The following is a 23,914-nucleotide window of genomic DNA, read 5'->3' on the forward strand; positions in this document are numbered from 1 at the left end:
AATTCTGTTTTTCTTATGTAATTCCTTCACGTTCATTCTTTATTATATCCCCTTTTTCTTCTCCCATGTTGAACTTTGTCTCAAATAGAGATAGCGCATAAGTTAGGCAAATCTCATCATATTTCCTAACTTCCTCCTCCGTCTGTAACATAACTATATTCCTCATTTTTCGGTACGTATAAGTTCCTACTTTACGCAACACGCCTACAAAACATAAAAAAGTCATATATTCAGTAACCGCTACTTTCCATATATGTTGTGAAAAGTACGGAAGTAAGCGCCTTTTCGTATATTTTTTTACATAACTACACACATATTGAAGGGAAATACAATTCCCTACCGCAAGCATTTCTATACACTTCATGTATAGAAATGCTTGCCATGTAAATGGATTTGTTTGAAAAGCAAATGAAGACGGGAGTGGCACACCAATTTCAGAAGGAAAGCTCGCTGGAGTACATTTAAATTGATATAAGAGGCGTAATAGTGACTTATGATTATAATTCCAAATAGACAGGGCATTTTGCCGAAAGTAGTCCTTTCGCTTCTTCCATTCCTGTCCTAATATTTCTTTCCGGAAAGGAACAGGGGAAAAGAGTAATTCAAAAGTAGTTGTATCGTTTGGTAAATACATAATATGTGAGAAAGAGACGTTTGTAGAAAACGGAGTGATAAAGGCACATTTCATAAATGATTTTTGTTTCGGACAGAAGAAAATAAGAAATGGCTGAGGATAAGATTGTAAGGAGAAAGCCAGAAGTGAGGAAAATTTCATCCAATATGCAGCTTGCTTTTTTAATTGATTTCCACCAATGATCCAGATGACCTGAATGCCCGCTTGCCAATACGAGTATGTTCGTTTAGAAAGTTGTTCTATGGAGAGATTGGCGCATTGATATTCAATCGCAATTTCCCTACCTGCTCTCTCTACGAAAATATCTGGTCTTTGCTGGATTTTTGGAAGGTAACGCTCTATATCCACATGGAAATTTTGACGTTTCAACCATCTATATAGCAATTCTTTACCGTGCATATGATATATAGATTCTGCTTCATAAAAAGCAAGGCATGACTCCACTTTCTTATGAGCAAAATGCCAACTTTTTTGTTTCCCTAATTTCATTTGCACTTCCTTTCCACAAGCTATACAAAAGAAACGCTTCCTTTTACGCATACGTTGTAAAAGCTCTTCATTTCGATTATAGAGTAGATGAATTTTCTCTCCGTTTTCTCTTTTAGCGATAAACATTATAATCACACCCTTTCAGCTCCTTATATTCTACAATTTATTACAAATCCCTTTTAAAAAAGAGATGTCCCAATTTCGGACATCTCTTTTTATAATAAAGGTGATAATAATCGATATGTCGATTCAACAATTCGTCTATGAAGACGTCTTTTATGAAAACGATCGACATGAATTTCACTTGATTCTTCTAAATCATCTTTAAAGTCTTGAACGAGTTTTCGAATGCTATCTGTATCATATAAAAAGGCATTCACTTCAAAGTTCAAATGAAAACTTCTCATATCCATATTTGCTGTCCCAATTGAAGCTAAATCAGAATCAACGATGACAACTTTACTATGAAGAAAACCTTTTTCGTATTCATATATCTTTACTCCTGCATCTAAAAGCTCAGGGAAATATGATCTTGATGCATAAAAGACAGTGCGCTTATCAGGCTTACTCGGCATTAATAAACGAACATCAATACCAGCAAGTGCCGCTACCTTTAATGCAGATAAAATATCATCATCCGGAATGAAATACGGTGTTGCAATCCAAATAGATTTCCGAGCAGAAGAGATCATTGCAAAATATAAATGTTTAATCGTTTCCCATTTATTATCTGGTCCACCTGCAATTAGCTGAACTCCGCCCCAATGATCACCTTCAACTGCTTTTGCCTGTAAATATTCTGGAGCCAGCACTGCCTCACCAGTCATATAAAACCAATCTTGAAGGAAAATAAGCTGTAAACTTTGAACAGCCTCACCACGCAAATATAAATGTGTGTCTCGCCAAAAACCGAAATATTTATCCTTCCCTAAATATTCATCTCCAATATTTAACCCACCTACAAACCCTTCATTTCCATCAATAACAACGATTTTCCGGTGGTTTCGATAATTAATCTTATCGTTTAAAATTGGAAAGCGCACAGGAAAGAACGGAATCATTTCGACACCTGCGTCATTTAATTCTTCAATATACGAATTCGATAACCTAAAACTTCCAACCGCATCATATAAAAACCGAACGACTACGCCTTCTTTTGATTTTTGTATTAAAATATCTTTAATTTCTGTTCCAAGCTTATCATCACGCACAATGTAATATTCCATATGAATGTGGTGTTTCGCTCGTTTTAATCCATCTAAAATGGCCTGAAACGTTTCATCCCCATTTGTTAATGTTCTCGTTTCCGTTTGAAATGAAATATTTAAAGCACCTAAGCGGTCCGCTAAACGAAATAACAGCTCTTGATGCTTATGATTACGTAACATCCGTTCTTCATAATCTTCATGCCCCTTATATTGTAAAAACGCCTGTTCATCCAGTAACGCCTTCTTTTGGAACATTCTCTTTCTCCGAAAGTTTTGTCCAAATAATAAATAAGCGAAGAATCCAAATACCGGAAAAATACCTAACACAATGAGCCATGTAAGTGTTTTAGACGGGTGACGGTTTTCTAAGAAAATAACGCAGCCAATTAAAAATGCAGATACCGTAAATAAAATACTAATAATACCTAAAATCGAAACATCTTTTATCCCAATTACATCCGAATAAAATGCTACATCAATAAACATACGTAACGAAACAAATAATGCGAACAATAGTAGAACAAAGAAAATCAACTTTAACGTATTTTTCATCTCTTACCTCCTTACTAAGAAAGCTTTCCTATTCTTCATATAAAAAGCCGATTTCATACTACAGAAATCGGCCTACGTTTTAGCAGGAAAATTATTGCGAATTGTTTCAAGCGCACGCTCTTTCACAATTTGTTTCCCATACTCACTCACACGATGAATTGTTAAAGTTGATTCTTCTCCATATTCTAAAATAATACTTAAAATACGATCAATTTCTTCTTCATCATGTAGCACTTCATCGAATTCCACATATACATAATAGCGGTCATCAAATGAATACAGCTCATCTTTTATATCTTCAAAGATAAGACGATGACTTAATGAAATAACATCTTCAAAATCATTAAACTTAATTAAAAAGCCAAACGTACCATCTTCATTAAAGTTTGTTCCTGTTTGTTCTTCTACCTCTTCCACTAATTCTTGCTGGAATAATGACTCGATACCCTCATCTAAAGGAATGTCTATAATTTTGTCTACACCTATCGGTAGCTCTAGCTTTTGTCCATCCTTTGAGAGCTCGGCTTTCGTGACAAGTACTTCAATCCCTTTATCGACTGCTTGCACTTGAATCCATAACGGTCCATCAATAAAGAAGTCATCATGATCACGAGCTTCGTCCATCATCTCCCAAAAGAGCTCTTCACTACGTTCGCGGTCATACCAAATTTCTTCACGATTAAACCCTCTGTCCTCTATATCAATGTACGTAATAAAAAACTTCATCGTATGATCGTTAATTCTTTCAATTTCCAAAATACAACTCTCCCTTCCTGTTTAGAATTGTTATGAAGGGATCCCCCACTCATATGACAAATCAATAGATTCTTGTACTCTCATTTTATGATAAGATTCTCCAGAAGGGAAATAAAATCGATTTATTTTACAAAAATAGTTATATGCCTATCTTTATTCGATTGTCTACATAAATATATCATTATGACAATTCTTTACACACGAAAAATTTGGACATACATTTCTATATTCCCCCGTACACTGTAATAAAGTGAAACTTCTATTAGAGGAGATTATTTAGTTCCCACTTTCTTCATCACATACATATATTTCGCTTATTAAAACATCATAAATGGAGGCAGACGAATGGACTTAGAGTTTTTAACATCTGTACTAATGATTGTCGGTATTGATGTTGTATTAGGTGGTGACAATGCAATTGTCATTGCATTAGCTAGCCGGAATTTACCTGAAGCAAAACGAAATAAAGCCATTTTGATCGGTACTCTTTTAGCAATTGTGCTACGAATTCTTCTTACAATAATAGCTGTCTACTTACTCGACATTCCATTTTTACAGCTTATCGGCGGCGTTTTACTTACATTCATTGCAGTAAATTTATTAACTGATAATAGCAACGATCTTTCTTCTATTCAAGGGAAAACAACTTTATTCCAAGCTGTGCGTACAATTGTATTCGCGGATCTCGTTATGGGGTTTGACAATGTCATCGCTATTGCAGGTGCGGCTCACGGAAGATTATTACTCGTCATAATCGGGTTACTCATTTCTATTCCGATTATTATTTGGGGCAGCAAACTTATTTTAATCCTTATGGAACGCTTTCCACTTCTCATTTATTGCGGAGCAGCGATACTCGCCTATACAGCTGGAAAGATGATTACACACGAAGACAGACTTGCAACCTTTTTTCATAACAACCCAAGTTTCACTACAAGCATTCCTTTCTTGTTCATTTTCACTGTTCTATGCATCGGTATTATCGTTCAACAAGTTCGCATACGAAATGTGAAACAATAAAAAAAACCTTCTACTATATAATAGGTAGAAGGTTTTCATATTATTATAATTAATTTACAAGACGTTGTGCTTCACGTAATTGGAACGTTCTTACTGTACGTGGTAAGAAACGACGGATTTCATCTTCATTGTAACCTACTTGAAGACGCTTCTCGTCAATCATAATTGGACGACGTAAAATCCCTGGATAGTCACGAATCATCTTATATAAATCTTGAAGTGGTAAAGACTCTAAGTTTACATTTAATTCTTGGAAAACTTTCGAACGAGTAGAAATAATCTCATCTGTTCCGCTTTCTGTCATACGTAAAATCTCTTTAATTTCCTCAATCGTTAATGGATCTGAGAAAATATTACGTTCTGTATAAGGAATATGATTTTCCTCTAGCCATAATTTCGCCTTTCTACAAGACGTACAGCTTGGAGAACTATATAATGTTACCATACAAAGCTCACTCTCCTTAAAGAGTACAAATTCTGTACTAATTACAGTTTAAAATTCTAACTTCAGCAATTTTTCGCGATAACTTGTCTTATAACAAAGTACAAAAATCGCATTTCATGTAAGCAACAACTTATAATAAACAACAATTACTTTTAATAAGTAACTTCTATAATCATTATACAATAGATTTTGCAAGAAATATACAGTAAATTTCCTACTAGTTGAGAAAACTCTTCCGCGTATTCCACTGCTATGTAACATGATTATGCTCACTTTAGCTGTACTTTAACAATGACCTTCAAACCTTTTAATACTCACTTCCCATTGATTTTTCATATAATATATAGTTATTTATCTATAATTTTCCCTAAAAAAAGAGAACGTTTTCTTACTTTTTCTTGATAAATCAATTAAGAAATGTAAGACTATATAAATGAGAATCGAAAGGAACGTTTGTTCTTATTTTAACAAACATTCTCCCTCCTGTCTACACGATTTCTAAAGTAAACCAAATATTTTTCTGACATTTCTTTCTTTTTTATCTTTTATCTCATACAATAAAAATACAGACAGGCAAAGGGGGAATTTGCAAATGATTGCTTTTTTTATTGATTTTGTTACTGTTGCTGCCCTCATCATCGGAATCACAGCATTGATTGGTGTCATTTCAAATAGCATCGGTGAAAAACTCTTTGGCGGAAAAGAAAAAATGAAGTTTGTTAACAAAAGTTTGGATGTACAATCCGGATGGAACCAAGTTGGTGGGAAAGGTATTTATAAGAAACGTACGTATTAAAAAAAAGCAGGTAATCACCTGCTTTTTTCTTATTTCTCTACTGACGCCCATTTAAAGCTTAAATCGCCACCATATTTATGGTTGTACATATTTTTAATTGAATCTCTTTGTAAGTATGCTCTACCACGTTGATATACTGGAACAATCGCAGCATCATCAAGTAACATTTTCTCTGCTTCTAGTAAGTTTTTCCAACGAGCATTTACATCGCTTCCATCTTTCTTCGCTTTCATGATAATCTCATCATATTTCGGATTAGAATATTTCATTTTATTTTGTGATCCGTCCGTTACAAACATATCAAGGTATGTAACTGGATCTGGGAAGTCTGCACTCCATCCAGAGAATGACATGACGTAATCGCCCGCATCTTCTAATTTTAGTTTTTGTGCAAATGGTTGTTGTTTAATTTTCACTGTTAAACCTGGTAAATTCTTTTCTAACTCACCTTTTAAATATTCACCAGTTTTCTTCGATAATTCAACGTCTTCATTTAATAGCTCTAATTCGATTTCATTTTTACCAAGCTCTTTTTTACCAGCTTCCCAATACTTCTTCGCTTCTTTCACGTTTGGTTTTACAATATCTCCATTTACAGCACGGAAGTCCTTTTTATCCGGTCCTTTAATGAAGTTATCAGGAATTAATCCTGTCGCTGGCTTAGAACCGTTATTTAATAGCGTGTCAACAAACGGCTTACGTTCAAAAGCAAGAGAAATTGCTTTACGAATATTTTTATTTGCTAACGCTGGATCTTTTTGATTTAAACGAAGGAAGAATACAGATGTATCTTCTACTGTTTGGAAATCTGGTTTTCCTTTATATTTATCGATGAACTCTGCTAATAACGTCGCTCGATCGACTGCGTTTGTTTCATATAAATTGATTGGCGTAGACGTATCTTTTACAATATTAAAGTTTACTTCCTCAATCTTCACTTCTTTATTTTCCCAATAAGATGGGCTCTTTGTCATTTTAAAGCTACGTTCATGTTGCCAATCACTTAGTGTAAACGGTCCATTATATAGTGTTGTATTTGCTTCTAAACCAAACTTCGTCCCCTGCTCTTTTACAAACTTTTCATTCACAGGATAGAAGATTGGATATACCATTAAATCTACAAGATATGGAATTGAATTGTCTAATTCCACTTCTAATGTATAGTCATCAATTGCTTTTACGCCTAATTGGTCTGGACTCATCTCTTTTTTATTAATTTTCTCTGCATTTTTTATATCATACATAATGTACGCTGATTTCGCAGCTGTGTCTGGGTTAATCGCTCTTTGCCATGCGTACACGAAATCTTTCGCCGTCACAGGCTCACCATTTGACCATTTTGCGTCTTCACGTAATTTAAATGTATATTTTTTACCGTCTTCTGACTTTTTGAATTCCTTCGCTACACCTGGAACTAGCTTATCATCTTTTCCTAAACTGTATAAGCCTTCCATCGTATTAGTCATTACTCTTGAAGAAACTGCATCAGCTGATAATGCTGGATCCATCGTTGGAATTTCTTGCGTTTCAATTAAGTTAATAACTTGCTTCGCACCGCTCTTCCCGCTATCCCCTTTTGCGTTCGCTTGCGATTGTTCATCTTTTTGATAACTACATGCCCCTAAAATCATGCTCATTGCTACCGTTGATAATACAAAAACCGGCATCTTTTTTTTCATATTTCCACCCTCCATAAAAATGTTAGCCCTTTCATTTTCAAACAAAAAGAAATATATATATGTTCTAATAATTCATATTATACACACAAATATATTTTTTGTATATTTATATTTCTATCTTATTAAAATTTCCTGTGAAAAAATAAATCTTTGAAAACGTTTCATATTACCAGTTTACCCGACTGAAGTGTCGGAAATAACAAATTTCAAACTTTTATAAATTATCAGAGAAAAACAAATTTTATATTTTATAATATTTTTTGTATAATTATCCTTCTCTTTTTAGCATAAAATAAAGGTCTCTTCATATTAAAAATATGTAGGTTAAAATGAGTGCAAAGGATAAGAAAGTATGTTACGATACACTTTGCTAAAAATAGATATCGGTAAAGAGGGGACGGACATGACAGCAATTCACTCAAAAAACGGGCCGACAGAAAAATTAAGTTTATTCTTATTAACATGGCCTATTTTTCTAGAAGTTTTTCTTTTTATGTTGATGGGGATCGCTGATACTTTCATGTTAAGTGCATTATCAGACGATGCTGTATCTGGGGTTGGTGCAGCGAATCAATATCTTCATATCGCTATTTTGGTACTAGAAGTAATCGGGAATGGCGCTGCGATCGTCGTATCTCAATACCTCGGTTCCAAACGTTTTATCGAAGCATCTAAAATATCAGCATTAGCCGTCACATTAAATTTAGTGGTCGGACTCGTTATAAGTGCTGGTTTTCTTTTATTTTCAAAACATATGATGATGGCAATGAATTTACAAGGCGATGTACTAACGTATGCACAAAGCTATTTATCCATCGTCGGAGGAGCCATTTTCCTTCAAGCTATTATTAACTCGTTAGCCGCAATTATTCGCGTTCACGGCTTTACAAAGCAAGCAATGTTTGTTTCGCTTGGAATGAATATTATTCATATCGCCGGAAACTACGTACTTATTTTCGGGAAGTTCGGTTTCCCTGAACTTGGTGTACAAGGGGCCGCGATTTCTTCCGCTGTCAGTCGACTACTGGCACTGATTGTGTTCTTCTGGTTACTATACCGCGTTATGGAATACCGTGTAAAATTACAATATTACTTCACCTTATCAAAAGAATACGTGGGGAAAATTTTAAAAATTGGCATTCCATCTGCTTTTGAACAAGTCATGTATCAAGCTTGCCAAATTGTCTTCCTGTACTACGCAACTTACTTAGGAACAGAATCGTTAGCTGCTAGACAATATGCTACTAACATTTCCATGTTTACTTATTTATTCGCAATTGCAATCGGTATGGGAACAGCTATTATCGTGGGACGCCTAGTTGGCGGAAATGAAAAAGATGAAGCATACACACGTGTATGGAAAAGTGTACAATGGGCAATTGGTGTGACTTTATTTATGGTCGCTCTCGTTATTACATTCCGCACACAATTAATGGGGGTATTTACTGATAATCCTCATATTATCGCTCTAGGGGCAAGCGTTCTTTTACTAAGTGTACTACTCGAAACAGGACGTACGATGAACATCGTCATCATTAATTCCCTTCGTGCAGCCGGTGATGCAAAATATCCAGTTTTAATTGGTGCGTTCTCTATGGTGTTAATGAGTTTGCCACTCGGTTACTTTTTCGCCTTCCATTTAGATATGGGACTCGTTGGTATTTGGCTAGCGATTGCTATCGATGAATGGACGCGGGCAATTATTATGTTCTTCCGCTGGAGAAGTAGAGCATGGGAAAGTTACGCACTTGTTAAACCGAATGAGCAAGAAGAGAATGTTTCTGTTCAGGCGCAGTAGCACTTCTTTGATTAAGGTGCATTTATTGATAAATACACTTTATATCGGTGATTCTTTAAATATATCGACTTATCGACAAATATAGTAAAAAAGGTCATTCTTCCGTAACGGAAGAATGACCTTTTTTTATTGATAAATCTCTTTATATTTCTTGTACTCTGCTTCAGAACATAATACGAAATGTCCTGGGCCAATTTCACGCATTGTTGGTGCTTCATTACCATAATCATGCTGCGATGGATCGTATACGATACGTTTACGATTGCGCTCATAATCTGGATCTGGAAGCGGAATCGCTGATAATAGTGATTTTGTATATGGATGAATTGGATTCGCATATAACTCATCACTTGTTGTTAGCTCAACGATTTGACCACGATACATTACGCCGATGCGGTCACTAATGTATTTTACCATTGATAAATCATGGGCAATGAATAAGTATGTTAAACCTTTTTCTTTTTGTAACTGTTTCAGTAAGTTTACAACTTGCGCCTGGATCGATACGTCAAGTGCTGAGATTGGCTCATCGGCAATGATAAATTCAGGTTCTACAGCAAGCGCACGAGCGATACCGATACGTTGACGTTGTCCACCCGAGAATTCGTGCGGGAAACGGTTTGCGTGTTCTTTATTTAAACCAACTGTGTTTAACAGTTCATGAACACGGTCCATACGTTCTTTTTTACTTTTTGCTAATCCGTGAATATCAATACCTTCTGCAATAATATCCCCTACTGTCATACGAGGGTTTAATGATGCATATGGATCTTGGAAAATCATTTGCATTTTACGGTTGAACTTCTTCAGTTCTGCGCGCGATTTCTTACCATGTACGTTTTCACCATCGAACAACACTTCACCAGCAGTTGCATCATATAAACGAATAATCGTTCTTCCAGTTGTTGATTTACCACAACCAGATTCTCCTACAAGCCCGAATGTTTCTCCGCGGAAAATATCAAATGAAATATCATTAACCGCTTTGACAACACCACCACTCACGTCGAAGTGTTGTTTTACATTTTTTACTTCAATTAATTTCTCACGTTGTTTAGTCATGTTGTTCACCTGCTTTCATTTGAAGAATACGTTTTTCAACAACTGCCGGCGGTTTTACTTCTGGTGCTTGCTCGTGAAGTAACCAAGTTGCCGCATAGTGTGTATCACTTACTTTAAATAAAGGCGGTTCCATTTCAAAATCAATTTTCAGCGCCTGTGGGTTACGTGGTGCAAAAGCATCACCCTTTGGCGGTTTTAATAAGTCAGGAGGCGTTCCTGGAATCGCATATAGCTCTTCCTCTGATCCATCTAAACTTGGCATAGATGCGATTAAGCCCCATGTGTACGGATGTTTTGGGTTGTAGAAAATTTCATCTACAGTTCCAATTTCAACAACTTTACCAGCATACATAACCGCAACTCGGTCAGCAACGTTTGCTACTACACCTAAGTCATGCGTAATGAAAATGATTGCTGCTTCTGTCTTTTGCTGAATGTCTTTCATAAGCTCTAAAATTTGCGCCTGAATCGTAACGTCTAGCGCTGTTGTCGGCTCATCGGCAATTAATAATTTCGGGTTACAAGCTAACGCCATCGCAATAACTACACGCTGTCTCATACCACCTGAGAATTGGTGAGGATATTGTTTTAAACGTGCTTCTGGATTTGGAATACCTACAAGGTCGATTAATTCTAACGCAACTTTACGTGCGTCTCCTCTACTCATCCCTTGGTGTTTAATAAGACCTTCCATAATTTGATTCCCAATTGTCATCGTTGGATTTAATGATGTCATTGGATCTTGGAAAATCATTGCGATATCTTTACCACGAACTTGCTGCATTTCTTTTTCCGTTAATTTCGTTAAATCACGACCGTCAAATATAATCTCTCCATTTTTAATACGGCCTGGAGGATTTGGGATTAACCCCATTAGCGCTTTAGAAGTAACTGATTTCCCAGAACCAGACTCTCCTACAATCGCTAATGTTTCCCCTTTTTTCAAATCAAAAGTAACTCCGCGCACTGCTTGTACTTCACCTGCATGTGTATCAAAGGAGACTTGTAAATCTTTTACCTCTAACAATGTTTTCATTTTTACTTCTCCCTCCTCGTTTACTTACGCATTTTTGGATCTAACGCATCGCGTAATCCATCTGCCATTAAGTTGAATGCTAGAATTAACATACTGATGACAACCGCAGGGATGAACATCATGTGTGGATACGTTTGAATAGATTTATAACCATCATTTACAAGAGAACCAAGTGACGCGAATGGTGGCTGAATTCCTAAACCAATGAAACTTAAGAACGCTTCACCAAACACCGCTGATGGAATTGTAAACATTGTCATTACGATAATAGGTCCCATTACGTTTGGAATTAAGTGTTTTACAATTAATTGCGTGTTCGTTGCACCTAATGTACGAGATGCTAATACATATTCTTGGTTTTTTAACTTTAAGATTTGTCCACGAACAATCCGCGACATCCCTATCCAACCTGTAATCGCCATCGCGAGTGTAATCGACCAAATACCAGATCCCATAATGATTACCATTAAAATAACGATGATTAAGTATGGAATACCGTTAATAATCTCCATAATACGTTGCATAATATTATCTACTCTACCACCGTAGAATGCTGAAATACCTCCGTATGCAACCCCAATTACTAAGTCAATTGCTGCTGCTAAAAGAGCGATATATAATGATACGCGTGTACCTTCCCATGTTCTTGTCCATAAGTCACGGCCAAGATCATCTGTACCAAACCAGAAGTACTCTTTAATATCACGTTTTTCATATTGGTCAACACCATATTGATCTGTACCGTCAAATGGTAACCAATGAACATTTTCAATAACTGGAATTTTTGGTGGTAATTTCGCACGACCTAAATCTTGCTCTTTATACGAGTGTTTACTTACCATCGGTCCAAAAATCGCTAATAGCGCAATGATTACTAATAATACAAGGCCAAGCATCGCACCTTTATGTTGGAACAAACGTCTTCTTACATCTTGCCAAAACGTTAAGCTTGGACGGGCAATGACTTCATTATCAACATTATTTTGATTGGCTTGTTGAAATAAATCTGGAGATAATTTTTGTACATCTTTCATCATTTTTTCCCTCCCGCTAAACGAATACGAGGATCAATAATTCCGTATAAAATATCGACAATGAAAATAACTAAAATGAAGATTGCACTATAGAAAATCGTAGTTCCCATAATAACTGTATAGTCATTTAAAGTAATCGATTTAACGAATTGTTCCCCAAGTCCTGGTACAGCATAAATTTGCTCGATAACAAGTGTTCCTGTAATTAATGCCGCAACCATTGGTCCTAAAATTGTTACAACTGGAATTAACGCGTTACGAAGTGCGTGTTTTACAATGATAACGCCTTGACTAATTCCTTTTGCTTTCGCTGTTAAAATATAGTCTGACTGCATAACTTCAATTAATTCTGCACGAGAGAAACGTGCGATTGTTGCGATAACTCCCATCGATAATGCAATTGTAGGCATTACAGTAAACTCTGGTCCTTTCCAGAATGCTACCGGGAACCAACCAAGTTTTACCCCTACGAAATATTGTAGTAATGCGGCGAATACGAATGATGGTACCGACATTCCGAGTACCGAAATAACTGTTGCACTATAATCCACCCACGTATTATTACGAAGTGCGGCAACAATACCTAAAATTAAACCGATAAATGTCCCTAATATAATCGCTTGTAAACCTAATTGGGCTGATGGTCCAATACGATCCACAATCATGTCTGTTACTGGGCGGTTATCATATTGGAACGATACCCCTAAATCACCTTTTGCTAAGTTACCTAAGTAACGTGCGTATTGAACTGGTACCGGATCATTTAATCCGTATTTTTCAAGAATGATTTCTTTTTGTGCCGGTGATAGCTTCTCCTGGTTTTTAAGCGGAGAACCCGGAAGTAATTTCATCAAAAAGAAAGTCAGTGTAGTAATTAAAAATAATGTCAAAGCCATGTACACGAAACGTTTTAATACATAACGTCCCATAGTCAAGCACCTCCCCGTTTTTCTCAAAAGCAATAAGATAGTTTAAAATATTCTTACTTTTATTTTTTTAAAATAAGAGCATATGCCCATCATAGGCATATACCCTTGTAAACGATGGAAAAAAAAGATTATTTTTGTTCAACAGATGCCCATTTGTAAGTTAATTTACCACCATAGTTAATTGGGATAATATCTTTTACGGCACCTTTTACTACATACGCTGAACCTTTTTGGAAGATTGGAGTGATAACTGCATCCTCTTTAATTAACATCTTCTCTACTTCTAGAAGGTTGTTCCAGCGAGCTTGTAAATCTTTTGTATCTGTTTTAGCTTTTAGGATTAACTCATCATACTTCTGATTAGAATACCCTGTTTTATTTTGAGAACCATTCGTAACAAACATATCTAAATATGAGATTGGATCTGGGAAATCTGGTCCCCAAATACCAAACGCAATATCATATTGCTGAGAATCTTCTAATTTATTTTTTTGTGCGAATGGTTGCTGTTTAATTTTAATTGATAAACCTGGTAAGTTCTTTTCTATCTCACCTTTTAAGAATTCACCAACTTTTTTAGCATCTTCATTATCAAAGTTTAAGAATTCTAGTTCGATTTTATCAGTTCCAAGCTCTTTCTTCGCTGTTTCCCAAAGCTTTTTCGCTTCTTTTGGATTTGTTTCAACTAGCTTTCCATTTTCAGCTCGGAAATCTTTTTTATTCGGACCTTCAGCGAAATCTTTTCCAACAAATCCGTAAGCTCCAATTGCACCGTTATTTAAAATAACTTTCGCAATGTTATCACGGTCAAAGGACATTGAAATTGCTTTTCTTAAGTTTTTATTACTTAAGTACTGATTACTTTGATTAAATCTTAAGTAAGCAACCCCTGCTTCTTTTCTTGTTTGGAACTCTGGGCTTTGTCTAAACTTATCAACAAATTCAGACGTTAAAGCCGCACGATCAATCGCGTTTGTCTCATATAAATTTACATCAGTTGCTGTATTTTTTACAATATTAAAGTTGATTTCTTCGATTTTAACCGTTTTATTATCCCAATATGAAGGATTCTTCTTGAATTGGAAACTTTGTTCATGTTTCCAATCACTCATAACGAATGGACCGTTATATAATGTTGTATTTGCCTCTAAACCAAACTTATCACCTTGTGCTTTTACAAAGTTTTCATTTAGCGGGTAAAATACTGGATAAACTGTTAAATCGATAAAGTAAGGAACGGGATTGTCTAATTCCACTTCTAATGTATAATCATCAATCGCTTTTACACCTAATTGGTCAGCAGGTAATTCTTTTTTATGAATTTTCTCTGCATTTTTAATATCGAACATAATGTACGAATACGTTGCTTTTGTATCTGGATTTACGGCTCTTTTCCATGAATACACAAAGTCTTTAGCGGTTACAGGTTCCCCATTTGACCATTTCGCATCTTTTCTTAATTTAAATATGTATTTCTTCCCATCATCTAGCTTTTCGACATCTTCTGCAACGCCAGGCATTCTCTTTTGATCTTTGCCAATACGATATAAACCTTCCATCGTATTATTTAATGCTGTAGAAGATGAAGAGTCAGATGCTAATGATGCATCCATTGACGGAATTTCAGATAACTCTGTTAAATTAAGAATCTGTTTTCCGTTACTACTACTCGTAGCGTTCTCTTTCCCTTTTGCTTTTGCGTCATCTTTTTGGTAGCTACACGCGCCAAGCAACATACTTGCAGTTAAAGTTGATGCAAGTAATAACGGTATCTTTTTCTTCATGTTGTGTTGCCTCCCCTAATTGCACTTCCTGTACCCTCACTTGTTAAAAAGTAGAATTGAAAGAATAATCTCCAAGTTTCTACAATTTTCATTATACATATAATACGACGATTGTGAATATAGTTTTTTGTTTTTTTGTTAAAATTTTTAATAAAATGTTTATATTTTTAATTTTTCGTAAAGGGATACGTTAACATTGCTACCATCATCTTAAAATCAGACCTTTAATTGCGTATAATTTTCAAAAAATTATTTCTAGTACTTATTATAGCTTTTATAGTATAATAATTCTAGTAATATTTTGACGGAGGGGAATATTTTGAATAAAGTTTTTTTTCATACTTGTATACTAATTTTTATAGCGATGATTGCTTCTAGTATTGGTGCATTCCTCATTTCATCTCAATTTTTGTTGAACTTTGTCAACATCTCGTTTTATATCGCGCTATTTTTTATTCTGATAGGTGGTTTTTTATTCATATTTCAAAATGGATTTTTCAATGTAACTCTTTACGCTTTCCAGAGAGTATTTGGCACGAACAAAAAAATAGACTCGTTAATTGAAGAATCCGAGGAACCGGTGAATAAGAAAGAACGTATTTATAAAACATATTCATTCAAATGGACATATCCTATTTGTATTACAGGTATCATACTCGGAGCGTTCTCGACTCTCATTAGCTTTACTATTTTGATGTAGTTTGCAAACACTATCCCATATGATATAATTATCAGCAAAACATTTTGTTATAAAACTTTAGTTCTTTCATATTAAAAGAGCTCAGTTAACAATAAATAAATTTATATGTATGCGATGATAAAGAAGAGTACATATTGAAACAATTTCAGAGAGCTTGTGGCTGGTGTGAACAAGTAATTGTACAATGTGGAATGGGCTTTTGAGCACCAAACCGAACCGAAAGTAGTAGGCCTTGGCGTTATATCCAGACGTTACTATGGATTAGAGAGATTTCACAGTAGTGAAATAATTAGGGTGGTACCGCGGTCCATTCGTCCCTATAGTTTTTTGGGATGAATGGGCTTTTTTGTTTGCCTTCTCTTCCCTATCACGCATTCAAATTTAGGAGGAAATAATTATGTCAGTTATCTTTTCTGGTATTCAGCCAAGCGGAACGATTACACTTGGAAACTATTTAGGGGCTATGAAGCAATTTACAGAGCTTCAAAACGAACACGATTGCTATTTCTGTATTGTAAACCAACATGCCATTACAGTACCTCAAGATCCTATACAACTTCGCAAAAACATTCGTAGTCTTGCTGCACTTTATGTAGCATGCGGCATCGATCCTGAAAAAGCTACTTTATTTGTACAATCAGAAGTACCTGCACACGCTCAACTAGGATGGATCATGCAATCTGTTGCTTACGTTGGAGAATTAGAGCGTATGACACAATATAAAGATAAAGCTTCAGGTAGAGATTCAGTTCCAGCTGGATTACTTACGTATCCACCATTAATGGCTGCTGATATTTTACTTTATAACACAGAAATCGTACCTGTTGGTGATGACCAAAAACAACATATGGAATTAACACGTGATCTAGCAGAGCGTTTCAACAAACGCTTCCGTGAAGTGTTCATAGTTCCTGAAATTCGTATTCCAAAAGTAGGAGCTCGCGTTATGTCATTAACAGAACCTACGAAAAAAATGAGTAAATCTGATCCGAATCCAAAATCAATGATCAGTATGCTTGATGAACCAAAAACAATTGAAAAGAAAATTAAAAGTGCTGTAACAGATTCAGAAGGTATCGTGAAATTCGATAAAGAAAATAAACCTGGAATCTCTAACCTATTAACAATTTACTCTTCATTCTCAGGAAAAACAGTTGAAGAAATAGAAGCAATGTACGAAGGAAAAGGATACGGCAACTTCAAAGGCGACCTAGCACAAGTAGTCGTAGAAGCAATTCGCCCAATCCAAGACAAATATAACGAACTAATCAGCTCCCCAGAACTAGACGAAATTCTAGACAAAGGTGCCGAAAAAGCAAACCGCGTTGCATTCAAACAACTACGCAAAGTAGAAAACGCAATGGGACTAAGCAGAAAACGTAGGTAACTTATAAAGTGGAAGCGGCTCGTTTAGAATGTGAGGGGGATGGAGCTCCTGACGTAGAGGCGCTTTTTGCCTCGCAGGAAGGCGCGAAGCCACCGAACATTCTTGCCGCTGAAGCTAGATTTCACCAAATTAAAAAACCGCCAATTGGCGGTTTTTTAATTTACCTTTTGCTCATTTTCCATTTCCCATAACTTTTCAAAAAACGGCTGTCCTTTTACAAGGCGCTCGCATAATTGTTCGTGCTTCTCAGACCAGCCTGATTTCGCTTCATCATATAGTCTTGCCCAAATATCTTCAAATTCCATATGTTGGACCGTTCCATATGCTGACGGATCCCATTCTGTGTACCAATAGCGAATTTCCGCTGTGTTTTTCGTTGTATGTAATTGATCTAACGCCATAAATAATAATTGTTTTAGCTGTCTCTCTTTACGAGTTAAGCCATTCATAATGAAAGGCGATGGTGATAAAATATGATGTTCCTTTTCTGTTTCCTCTACTTGGAACTCATACTTTTCTGCTTGTACGTTTTCCACCATCTCATATACCATCTGCTCTTGGCGAGGTATAAGTCTACTTTTTCTAATTGGTACATTGTAACCAATTGTATCAATCGCAATAATTCCTTTTCCATCTGTAACAACAAAGCAATACTCTTGCTGCAAACGTTCATGATTTTTACGAATATAAGCCTTATGATGTACGTCTTCCAACAACTTTTGCGGAAGCTCTAACAATTCGTTCTCGATGTAATGATATAATGTGGCATCTACTTTTAATAATGGCACTTGATCTAATAGTTCAATCGTATCATCTTTCCGCCATTCGTAAAAATGACAAACGTTATACCCATTTTCTTCACCTTCAAACCAATTTACCCATACATCATGTAGATATAACATTCTCTATCCCTCACTTCACTACTGTTTGTACCAATCATTATGTTCATTTTCGCTTAACTTTATTCCACTTAAGGAAATATATTCTAATTATTATTTTTCCTTCTATAATATCTAAAAAAACAGGAGATAGACCTCCTGTTTTTCATGGAATACGAAATGTATTTGCTTTACTCAATATTTCTTTCGCATCTATAGGTAATAAAGACAGTGTATCTTCCCCTTCAAACGCTACACAATCTTTTACAATGTGAAATCCAAGCGCATAACCAAGCATTTTCGGATAAGAATGAAGTCCGTTTAATAATACGTCATGCTCCCTCGTTCCTCGTTTTATACTTATTCTTTCTTGAACAACGTTTTGCCAATAATAAATCGCCTCTTCTTTTGAAAGATATTTCGTCCACGGTGCATTATTTTTTTCTGTATATCTTTCCGTTACTGCTTGCTCAGCTAACCCTTCCATAATCATCGTATCAAGTAACGTATACTCTGTTTCTTTCGTCTCAATTTGATGTAACCTGCATATGTGGTGATATTCATGTGCCAATAACACTTTTAATTCTTCCACCGAATTCCGTCCACATACGAATAAGAAAATAACGTGACGCATAGATAATCCAGCTTTTCCGTTATACTCTTCTTGTACAGTTCGATTATACGAATCTGATAATAAAATAAAGATAGGGACATCCGGACCTTTTAACCAATTTTTCAATTTATCATACTCCATACGTAACTCTTTCCAAATTTCTTTTTTCTCTAATTCTTTAATTTCACGTTCTCCTCGCATTACTGGGCGATACATACCTTTAGAAATTAAAAAACGATACAACCTTTCTTTTGGTAGTGGAATATACTTCGTAAATTTCTCACAAAGCTTTTCTGGCCGTCCATAATATAGATGTAACCACTCGGCTGTTTCAACAACCCCCATCTTTATCCCCCCTTTTTCTTATGTATATGCAAAAGAAGAAAAAGGCGTAAAAATAAATAAGGTGTTTTTTCGTAGTTTATTACGAAAAAACACCTTATTTCATCTATTATTTATATGATTTAAATACTAATACTGCGTTATGACCACCGAACCCTAGTGAGTTACTTAATACAGCTTTTACTTCTTGCTGTCTCGCTTTATTCGGTACGTAATCTAAGTCACATTCTGGATCTGGTGTTTCATAGTTAATTGTTGGAGGAATTACTCCGTCCGTAATTGATTTAATAGAGAAGATCGCTTCAACAGCACCAGCTGCACCTAGTAAGTGACCTGTCATAGATTTCGTTGAGCTAATGGCTACTTTATATGCATGCTCACCGAAAGTTTCTTTAATTGCCATCGTTTCGTATTTTTCATTTGCATCTGTACTTGTACCATGTGCATTAATGTAATCGATATCTTCTGGCTCTAGACCTGCATCCGCTAAAGCTTGACGCATTGCACGCACTCCGCCTTCACCGCCAGGAGCAGGCATTGTAATATGGAATGCATCTCCAGTTGCGCCATAACCAGCGATTTCCGCATAAATGTGAGCACCACGTGCTAATGCATGCTCTAATTCTTCAAGAATTAGAATCCCTGAACCTTCACCCATTACGAAACCGCTACGGTTTTTATCAAATGGGCGGCAAGCAGTTGCTGGATCTTCATTAAATGTTAATGCTTTCGCTGAACTAAATCCTGCGAATGCCATACTTGTTAACGGTGCTTCTGCTCCACCTGTAATCATTGCATCCGCATCACCGCGCTGAATTGCTTTAAATGCATCACCAATTGAGTTTGCACCAGATGCACAAGCCGTTACAGAACAAGTGTTAATTCCTTTCGCTCCAGTCGCAATAGATACTTGACCTGCTGCCATGTCTGGAATCATCATCGGTACGAAGAATGGACTCACGCGGCGTGGACCTTTCTCAGTAAAAATCTTAAATTGTTCTTCGTATGTTTCCATACCACCAATACCAGAACCAATCCATACACCAATTCGAGGTCCGTTTTCTTCTGTAATTTCAAGCTTTGCATCCGCAACTGCCATTTTCGCTGCTGCTACTGCATATTGTGTAAAGCGATCCATACGGCGCGCTTCTTTTTTATCAATATATTTCTCGACTTCAAAGTCGTTAATTTCTGCTGCTACTTTTGCTGGAAATAGTTCCGGATCAATTCTTGTAAGTCGCCCGATTCCAGATACACCCTTTTTTATGTTTTCCCAAGCTGTTTCAACATCTGTTCCGATCGGTGTAACAGCTCCTAGTCCTGTAATTACGACCCTCTTTTTTTCCATACAAAATACACTCCTTTTTTCTCTCAATCCTTATTTACCCCAACGAAGAGCTACTGCTCCCCATGTTAATCCACCGCCGAAACCAACAAGTATAATTAAATCACCGTCTTGAATACGTCCATTTTGCAATTCCTCTACCATTGCAATTGGAATGGAAGAAGCTGATGTATTACCGAACTTTTCAATTGTCATACTCATTTTTTCTTGTGGTAAATTTAATCTCTCTCTCGCAGATTCCATAATACGAATATTCGCTTGATGTGGTACTAAGAAATCCACATCCTCTTTCGTAAGACCAGCTTTATCTAACACACGAAGACAAGAATCTCCAAGTTGACGAACAGCAAATTTAAAGACTTCTCTGCCATTCATCATAACATACTCGTCTTGATAAAGATGCTTGCCGCCACTTCCGTCTGCTCCTAATTCGAAAGATAAAACGCCTCTTCCTTCTGAAACAGCTCCCATTACGATAGCGCCAGCTCCGTCTCCAAATAGTACTGCTGTGTTTCGATCATTCCAGTCTACAATTTTAGATAGTTTATCACTACCAACTACTAATACATTTTTATAAGTTCCAGTTTGAATAAATTGCTGTGCTGTAATCATTCCGTACATAAAACCAGCACACGCTGCACTTAAATCCATTGCCGCTGCGTGTTTCGCTCCAATTGCCTCTTGAATCACACAAGCTACTGCTGGAAAAGCACGATCTGGCGTTACTGTTGCCACTAAAATAAGATCGATATCCTCTCCGCTAATCCCTGCATCTTCAAGTGCTTTTTTAGAAGCCTCTACGGCCATATATGAAGTATCTATTGTCTCATCGGCAATGCGTCTCTCTGCAATTCCCGTTCTCGTACGAATCCATTCATCGGATGTATCCATTACTTTCTCTAAATCGTGATTTGTGACTACTTTTTCTGGCACATATCTTCCGATCCCTAAAATGCCCACGTTCACATCGCAGCCCTCCGTTTTATATCAATTATTATGACTTGGTACTAATTTTAAAACATAAATTTACTTTTGTCTAGAATATATTTCAGCTAAAACAGAAAGCTAGCGTTTTATTCTCTTTATTTTTCAGTAAAAACAACGAAAACATACCTTCCCCTATTCTTCCCCTTACTTCGCTCGAAATATAAAAAGACCCGAACCGCTTCTACTCACGGTTCGAGCCTCTCTCCCCTCAAAAAGAAGGGTTTTATTCTTTGTCTGCTTTCCCAAGCTCATATGCTTCATTCATAACTTTCATTAATAACTCTAACACTGGTTGTGCCTTCTCCATATCAAGCTCAATTCCATTCGAATCTAAAATTGCCTTTGCTTCTGGTAAATGCTTCATTGCGATTTGTAAAAATTGCATGCTTTTTTCGTTCATATTATACTCTTCCTCTCCATTAAAACTTTCAATTCATAATCCATACAATAGTGTAACACGTGCACTATCCTTCGTATAACTCTTTATATTTTTTCATATGTGCCAATTGTTTATTTAAACCGTATTCTAACGGGGTATTTCTTTTTATCGGAATATCCTCGGCCGCTTCATCTCTTTCTTCCTTATTATTTTTATTCACTTTATCATCTGCACGTAAAAGATTCATCCCTTTTTCCCATAACGACCGTTTACCACTAAGTAAATTGTATATACCGAGATGCTCTCCGTTCGTTCCATTTCCCCATAAGTATTCGCATACATCTTCAATGTAAAGTAAATCGCTTCCTTTTTCCTCACTCGTACAACGGCACTCTTTCTCATCCAGTTCTGATAAAATGAGCTGATGATACATCATAAAGGATGGTTGCCACGGACCATATAATGTAGGAACTCGAAATACACTATATTGTAATTCCCCTTTTTTTAACCCTTCTTCTACTTTCGAAAATAGGCGTTTATTTTCGGAGCCCCCTGTGCATCCTACCTCAATAGAAGAAATTAGATTTAGCTTTACTTTATTTTCTTCACACATTTTTATAATCCGCTTTAAATATTGTAATATGACTCTTTCATTCCGAAAGCCACTTTGCTGGTTTGGTTCACACAAACAAAAGTAAACTGCATCGAAATTCTCTTCCTCCACTGATCTCCATCCATCTTCATCTCTTATTGGATAGTACGTAAATAAAGCGTTTCGCCCAATTAACAATAACTTCTCTTCATTAATTTTTGTCATACTATCATATTCATCAAAATCAAGACCATACACTTCTACTTCTTCTGCAATCATTTTATTCACAAGGTGATAACCTACAAACGTAAGTGCACCTATAATCAGCACGCGTTCCATACCACCAACCCTTTCCCCTTGAAACAAATAGCTCCTCATTTATGTATATGGGAGCCTCACAATTCTTCTTCATATTTTTTAAAGAAATCCGTTGTTTGTCTAACCATTTTATATTTCACATCTTGGAGATGGAATAAGACAGAAGTATCACATTGATTGAATTGCCTCATTTTCTCGTATTTACGTAACAACTGTTTTCTTCCTCTTTTTTCTTGTGTTGATACGAAAATTTTAACAGGTACACAAGACGGAAGAAGCGTAAATGATTTCTTATTTATTTTTGATTCTAATTCTTCTTCTTTGGAATCGTACGCCAAACTTAATTCCTTCACTAATCTTTTGTAAAAAAACTTATGCTCTTTTTCGAACTCCACATATTCTGGCAAATCTAAACACGGATTTAACATAATGACAGAACGTATACTTTCAGGGTATTTGTTCATCATTTCAAGCGCTACAAGCGCACCCATACCATCTGCCATAATGTGCATTTTCGTATTTAATGTCTCTTTTCTCAAAACAACATCATATAAACGTTTCGCTAGACGAACAGATTGGTCATTCCCCCAGTGTCTTCCATATAAATTAGAAGAAAAGACCGTGTAGCCTTCCTCAATAAGGCCATGTAAAAAATAAGATCTTCCCGCATGCTGTGTCCATAAACTTGTACCATTCTCAATAAAGTAGTTGTAATCACCGAGGAGCATAACTGAAAACCCATTTGGCTTCTCCGGTAAATAAATGACACATGGTTCTTTTTCTAAGTAAAAAAAACGTTCCGTAATACTCATTTTTCCCCCGCCTTATTTTCTAAACGTATAAAACCACTCTTTTATAATGTATGAACGGAATGCAAATTTGCGTTGAAAAATCTACAAATATTTTTCTATATTCTTTTTTCAATTGTGTTACAATAAGGACAGATTGAACGAATAGAGGTGTAAAATATGCGTTTCATTTGGGCATTAATTTGGTCGTTCGCGCTTGTACATATGATGAGCTACGTAATCGGCTCTATGACTGGCGGTACATACGATTTTAACCAAGCGTCTATTTTCTCAGTTGTTCTTGCGGTATTAGTATTAGCGATTTCAGCTGCAATTCCAAACGAACCAGTAGAACAACACTAA

At 36.1% G+C, this 23,914-nt stretch carries 23 protein-coding genes and 1 other annotated feature; of the genes, 6 read left to right on the forward strand and 17 right to left on the reverse strand.

Annotated features, from left to right (window positions below):
• Positions 1-13: 13 nt before the first annotated feature.
• The 3 genes from G9F74_RS04890 to mecA form a co-directional block, all read right to left on the reverse strand.
• Positions 14-1,258 (reverse strand): competence protein CoiA, encoded by a 1,245-nt coding sequence (locus tag G9F74_RS04890; RefSeq protein WP_016108007.1) that lies wholly within the window; start codon positions 1,256-1,258, stop codon positions 14-16.
• Between the two features lie 80 nt (positions 1,259-1,338).
• Entirely contained in the window at positions 1,339-2,883 is a 1,545-nt protein-coding gene (locus G9F74_RS04895; RefSeq protein ID WP_000799211.1) for a cardiolipin synthase, read from the reverse strand.
• A 72-nt stretch (positions 2,884-2,955) separates the two neighbouring features.
• Positions 2,956-3,639: an adaptor protein MecA gene (mecA, locus tag G9F74_RS04900; protein WP_000402125.1), complete on the reverse strand. Its 684-nt coding sequence runs from the start codon at positions 3,637-3,639 to the stop codon at positions 2,956-2,958.
• 345 nt (positions 3,640-3,984) lie between these two features.
• Between mecA and G9F74_RS04905 the strand changes: the two genes are divergently transcribed.
• Complete coding sequence (locus G9F74_RS04905) at positions 3,985-4,659, forward strand: TerC family protein (protein WP_000362596.1); 675 nt, start codon at positions 3,985-3,987, stop codon at positions 4,657-4,659.
• 49 nt (positions 4,660-4,708) lie between these two features.
• Here the strand turns inward: G9F74_RS04905 and spx are convergent, their stop codons facing one another.
• Entirely contained in the window at positions 4,709-5,104 is a 396-nt protein-coding gene (gene spx / locus G9F74_RS04910) for a transcriptional regulator Spx (protein WP_000258267.1), read from the reverse strand.
• A gap of 592 nt (positions 5,105-5,696) precedes the next feature.
• Between spx and G9F74_RS04915 the strand changes: the two genes are divergently transcribed.
• Positions 5,697-5,900: a hypothetical protein gene (locus G9F74_RS04915; protein ID WP_000559975.1), complete on the forward strand. Its 204-nt coding sequence runs from the start codon at positions 5,697-5,699 to the stop codon at positions 5,898-5,900.
• A 29-nt stretch (positions 5,901-5,929) separates the two neighbouring features.
• On the opposite strand, the gene G9F74_RS04920 is transcribed toward G9F74_RS04915, so the two are convergent.
• Positions 5,930-7,579, reverse strand: coding sequence for a peptide ABC transporter substrate-binding protein (locus G9F74_RS04920; protein ID WP_000728607.1), 1,650 nt, complete (start codon positions 7,577-7,579; stop codon positions 5,930-5,932).
• Between the two features lie 352 nt (positions 7,580-7,931).
• Here G9F74_RS04920 and G9F74_RS04925 point away from each other — a divergent pair, with 352 nt between their 5' ends.
• On the forward strand, positions 7,932-9,377 hold the full coding sequence (locus G9F74_RS04925) for an MATE family efflux transporter (RefSeq protein WP_016108006.1): 1,446 nt from the start codon (positions 7,932-7,934) through the stop codon (positions 9,375-9,377).
• 126 nt (positions 9,378-9,503) lie between these two features.
• Here G9F74_RS04925 and G9F74_RS04930 read toward each other — a convergent pair whose 3' ends face one another.
• The 5 genes from G9F74_RS04930 to G9F74_RS04950 form a co-directional block, all read right to left on the reverse strand.
• On the reverse strand, positions 9,504-10,439 hold the full coding sequence (locus G9F74_RS04930; RefSeq protein ID WP_016108005.1) for an ABC transporter ATP-binding protein: 936 nt from the start codon (positions 10,437-10,439) through the stop codon (positions 9,504-9,506).
• Complete coding sequence (locus G9F74_RS04935) at positions 10,432-11,475, reverse strand: ABC transporter ATP-binding protein (protein ID WP_000854338.1); 1,044 nt, start codon at positions 11,473-11,475, stop codon at positions 10,432-10,434. Before G9F74_RS04935 ends, G9F74_RS04930 begins: the two co-directional genes overlap by 8 nt.
• Positions 11,476-11,495: 20 nt before the next feature.
• A complete protein-coding gene (opp3C, locus tag G9F74_RS04940; RefSeq protein ID WP_000974107.1) occupies positions 11,496-12,512 on the reverse strand; it encodes an oligopeptide ABC transporter permease in 1,017 nt (338 codons plus the stop codon).
• On the reverse strand, positions 12,509-13,438 hold the full coding sequence (gene opp3b, locus G9F74_RS04945; RefSeq protein ID WP_000534168.1) for an oligopeptide ABC transporter permease: 930 nt from the start codon (positions 13,436-13,438) through the stop codon (positions 12,509-12,511). The genes opp3C and opp3b overlap by 4 nt, the downstream gene beginning before the upstream one ends.
• Before the next feature lie 128 nt (positions 13,439-13,566).
• The gene (locus G9F74_RS04950; RefSeq protein WP_000727209.1) at positions 13,567-15,222 is read right to left on the reverse strand and encodes a peptide ABC transporter substrate-binding protein; all 1,656 of its coding nucleotides are present in this window, start codon (positions 15,220-15,222) and stop codon (positions 13,567-13,569) included.
• Between the two features lie 319 nt (positions 15,223-15,541).
• Between G9F74_RS04950 and G9F74_RS04955 the strand changes: the two genes are divergently transcribed.
• A complete protein-coding gene (locus G9F74_RS04955; protein ID WP_001045000.1) occupies positions 15,542-15,922 on the forward strand; it encodes a DUF3899 domain-containing protein in 381 nt (126 codons plus the stop codon).
• A 105-nt stretch (positions 15,923-16,027) separates the two neighbouring features.
• Positions 16,028-16,244, forward strand: a binding site (T-box leader).
• 75 nt (positions 16,245-16,319) lie between these two features.
• Positions 16,320-17,309: a tryptophan--tRNA ligase gene (gene trpS / locus G9F74_RS04960; protein WP_016108004.1), complete on the forward strand. Its 990-nt coding sequence runs from the start codon at positions 16,320-16,322 to the stop codon at positions 17,307-17,309.
• A 155-nt stretch (positions 17,310-17,464) separates the two neighbouring features.
• Here trpS and G9F74_RS04965 read toward each other — a convergent pair whose 3' ends face one another.
• The 7 genes from G9F74_RS04965 to G9F74_RS04995 all read right to left on the reverse strand — a co-directional run bounded on the left by G9F74_RS04965 (position 17,465) and on the right by G9F74_RS04995 (position 23,575).
• On the reverse strand, positions 17,465-18,211 hold the full coding sequence (locus G9F74_RS04965; RefSeq protein WP_000966122.1) for a YjbA family protein: 747 nt from the start codon (positions 18,209-18,211) through the stop codon (positions 17,465-17,467).
• Between the two features lie 142 nt (positions 18,212-18,353).
• A complete protein-coding gene (locus G9F74_RS04970; protein WP_000539318.1) occupies positions 18,354-19,145 on the reverse strand; it encodes a DUF2268 domain-containing putative Zn-dependent protease in 792 nt (263 codons plus the stop codon).
• A gap of 106 nt (positions 19,146-19,251) precedes the next feature.
• Positions 19,252-20,490, reverse strand: a complete 1,239-nt coding sequence (gene fabF, locus G9F74_RS04975) for a beta-ketoacyl-ACP synthase II (RefSeq protein WP_000412641.1) — start codon at positions 20,488-20,490, stop codon at positions 19,252-19,254.
• A gap of 30 nt (positions 20,491-20,520) precedes the next feature.
• Positions 20,521-21,453: a beta-ketoacyl-ACP synthase III gene (gene fabH / locus G9F74_RS04980; protein WP_001100553.1), complete on the reverse strand. Its 933-nt coding sequence runs from the start codon at positions 21,451-21,453 to the stop codon at positions 20,521-20,523.
• Between the two features lie 244 nt (positions 21,454-21,697).
• Positions 21,698-21,874, reverse strand: coding sequence for a ComZ family protein (locus G9F74_RS04985; RefSeq protein ID WP_001003338.1), 177 nt, complete (start codon positions 21,872-21,874; stop codon positions 21,698-21,700).
• 64 nt (positions 21,875-21,938) lie between these two features.
• Positions 21,939-22,811 carry an NAD-dependent epimerase/dehydratase family protein gene (locus G9F74_RS04990; RefSeq protein WP_000486175.1) on the reverse strand — a complete coding sequence of 291 codons (873 nt, stop codon included), beginning with the start codon at positions 22,809-22,811 and terminating at the stop codon, positions 21,939-21,941.
• 29 nt (positions 22,812-22,840) lie between these two features.
• A complete protein-coding gene (locus G9F74_RS04995; RefSeq protein ID WP_000028709.1) occupies positions 22,841-23,575 on the reverse strand; it encodes a lipase family protein in 735 nt (244 codons plus the stop codon).
• 156 nt (positions 23,576-23,731) lie between these two features.
• Between G9F74_RS04995 and G9F74_RS05000 the strand changes: the two genes are divergently transcribed.
• Positions 23,732-23,914 carry a YjzD family protein gene (locus G9F74_RS05000; protein ID WP_001211112.1) on the forward strand — a complete coding sequence of 61 codons (183 nt, stop codon included), beginning with the start codon at positions 23,732-23,734 and terminating at the stop codon, positions 23,912-23,914.

This window comes from Bacillus sp. EKM202B (assembly GCF_011066025.1).
Taxonomy (GTDB): Bacteria; Bacillota; Bacilli; order Bacillales; family Bacillaceae_G; genus Bacillus_A; species Bacillus_A toyonensis.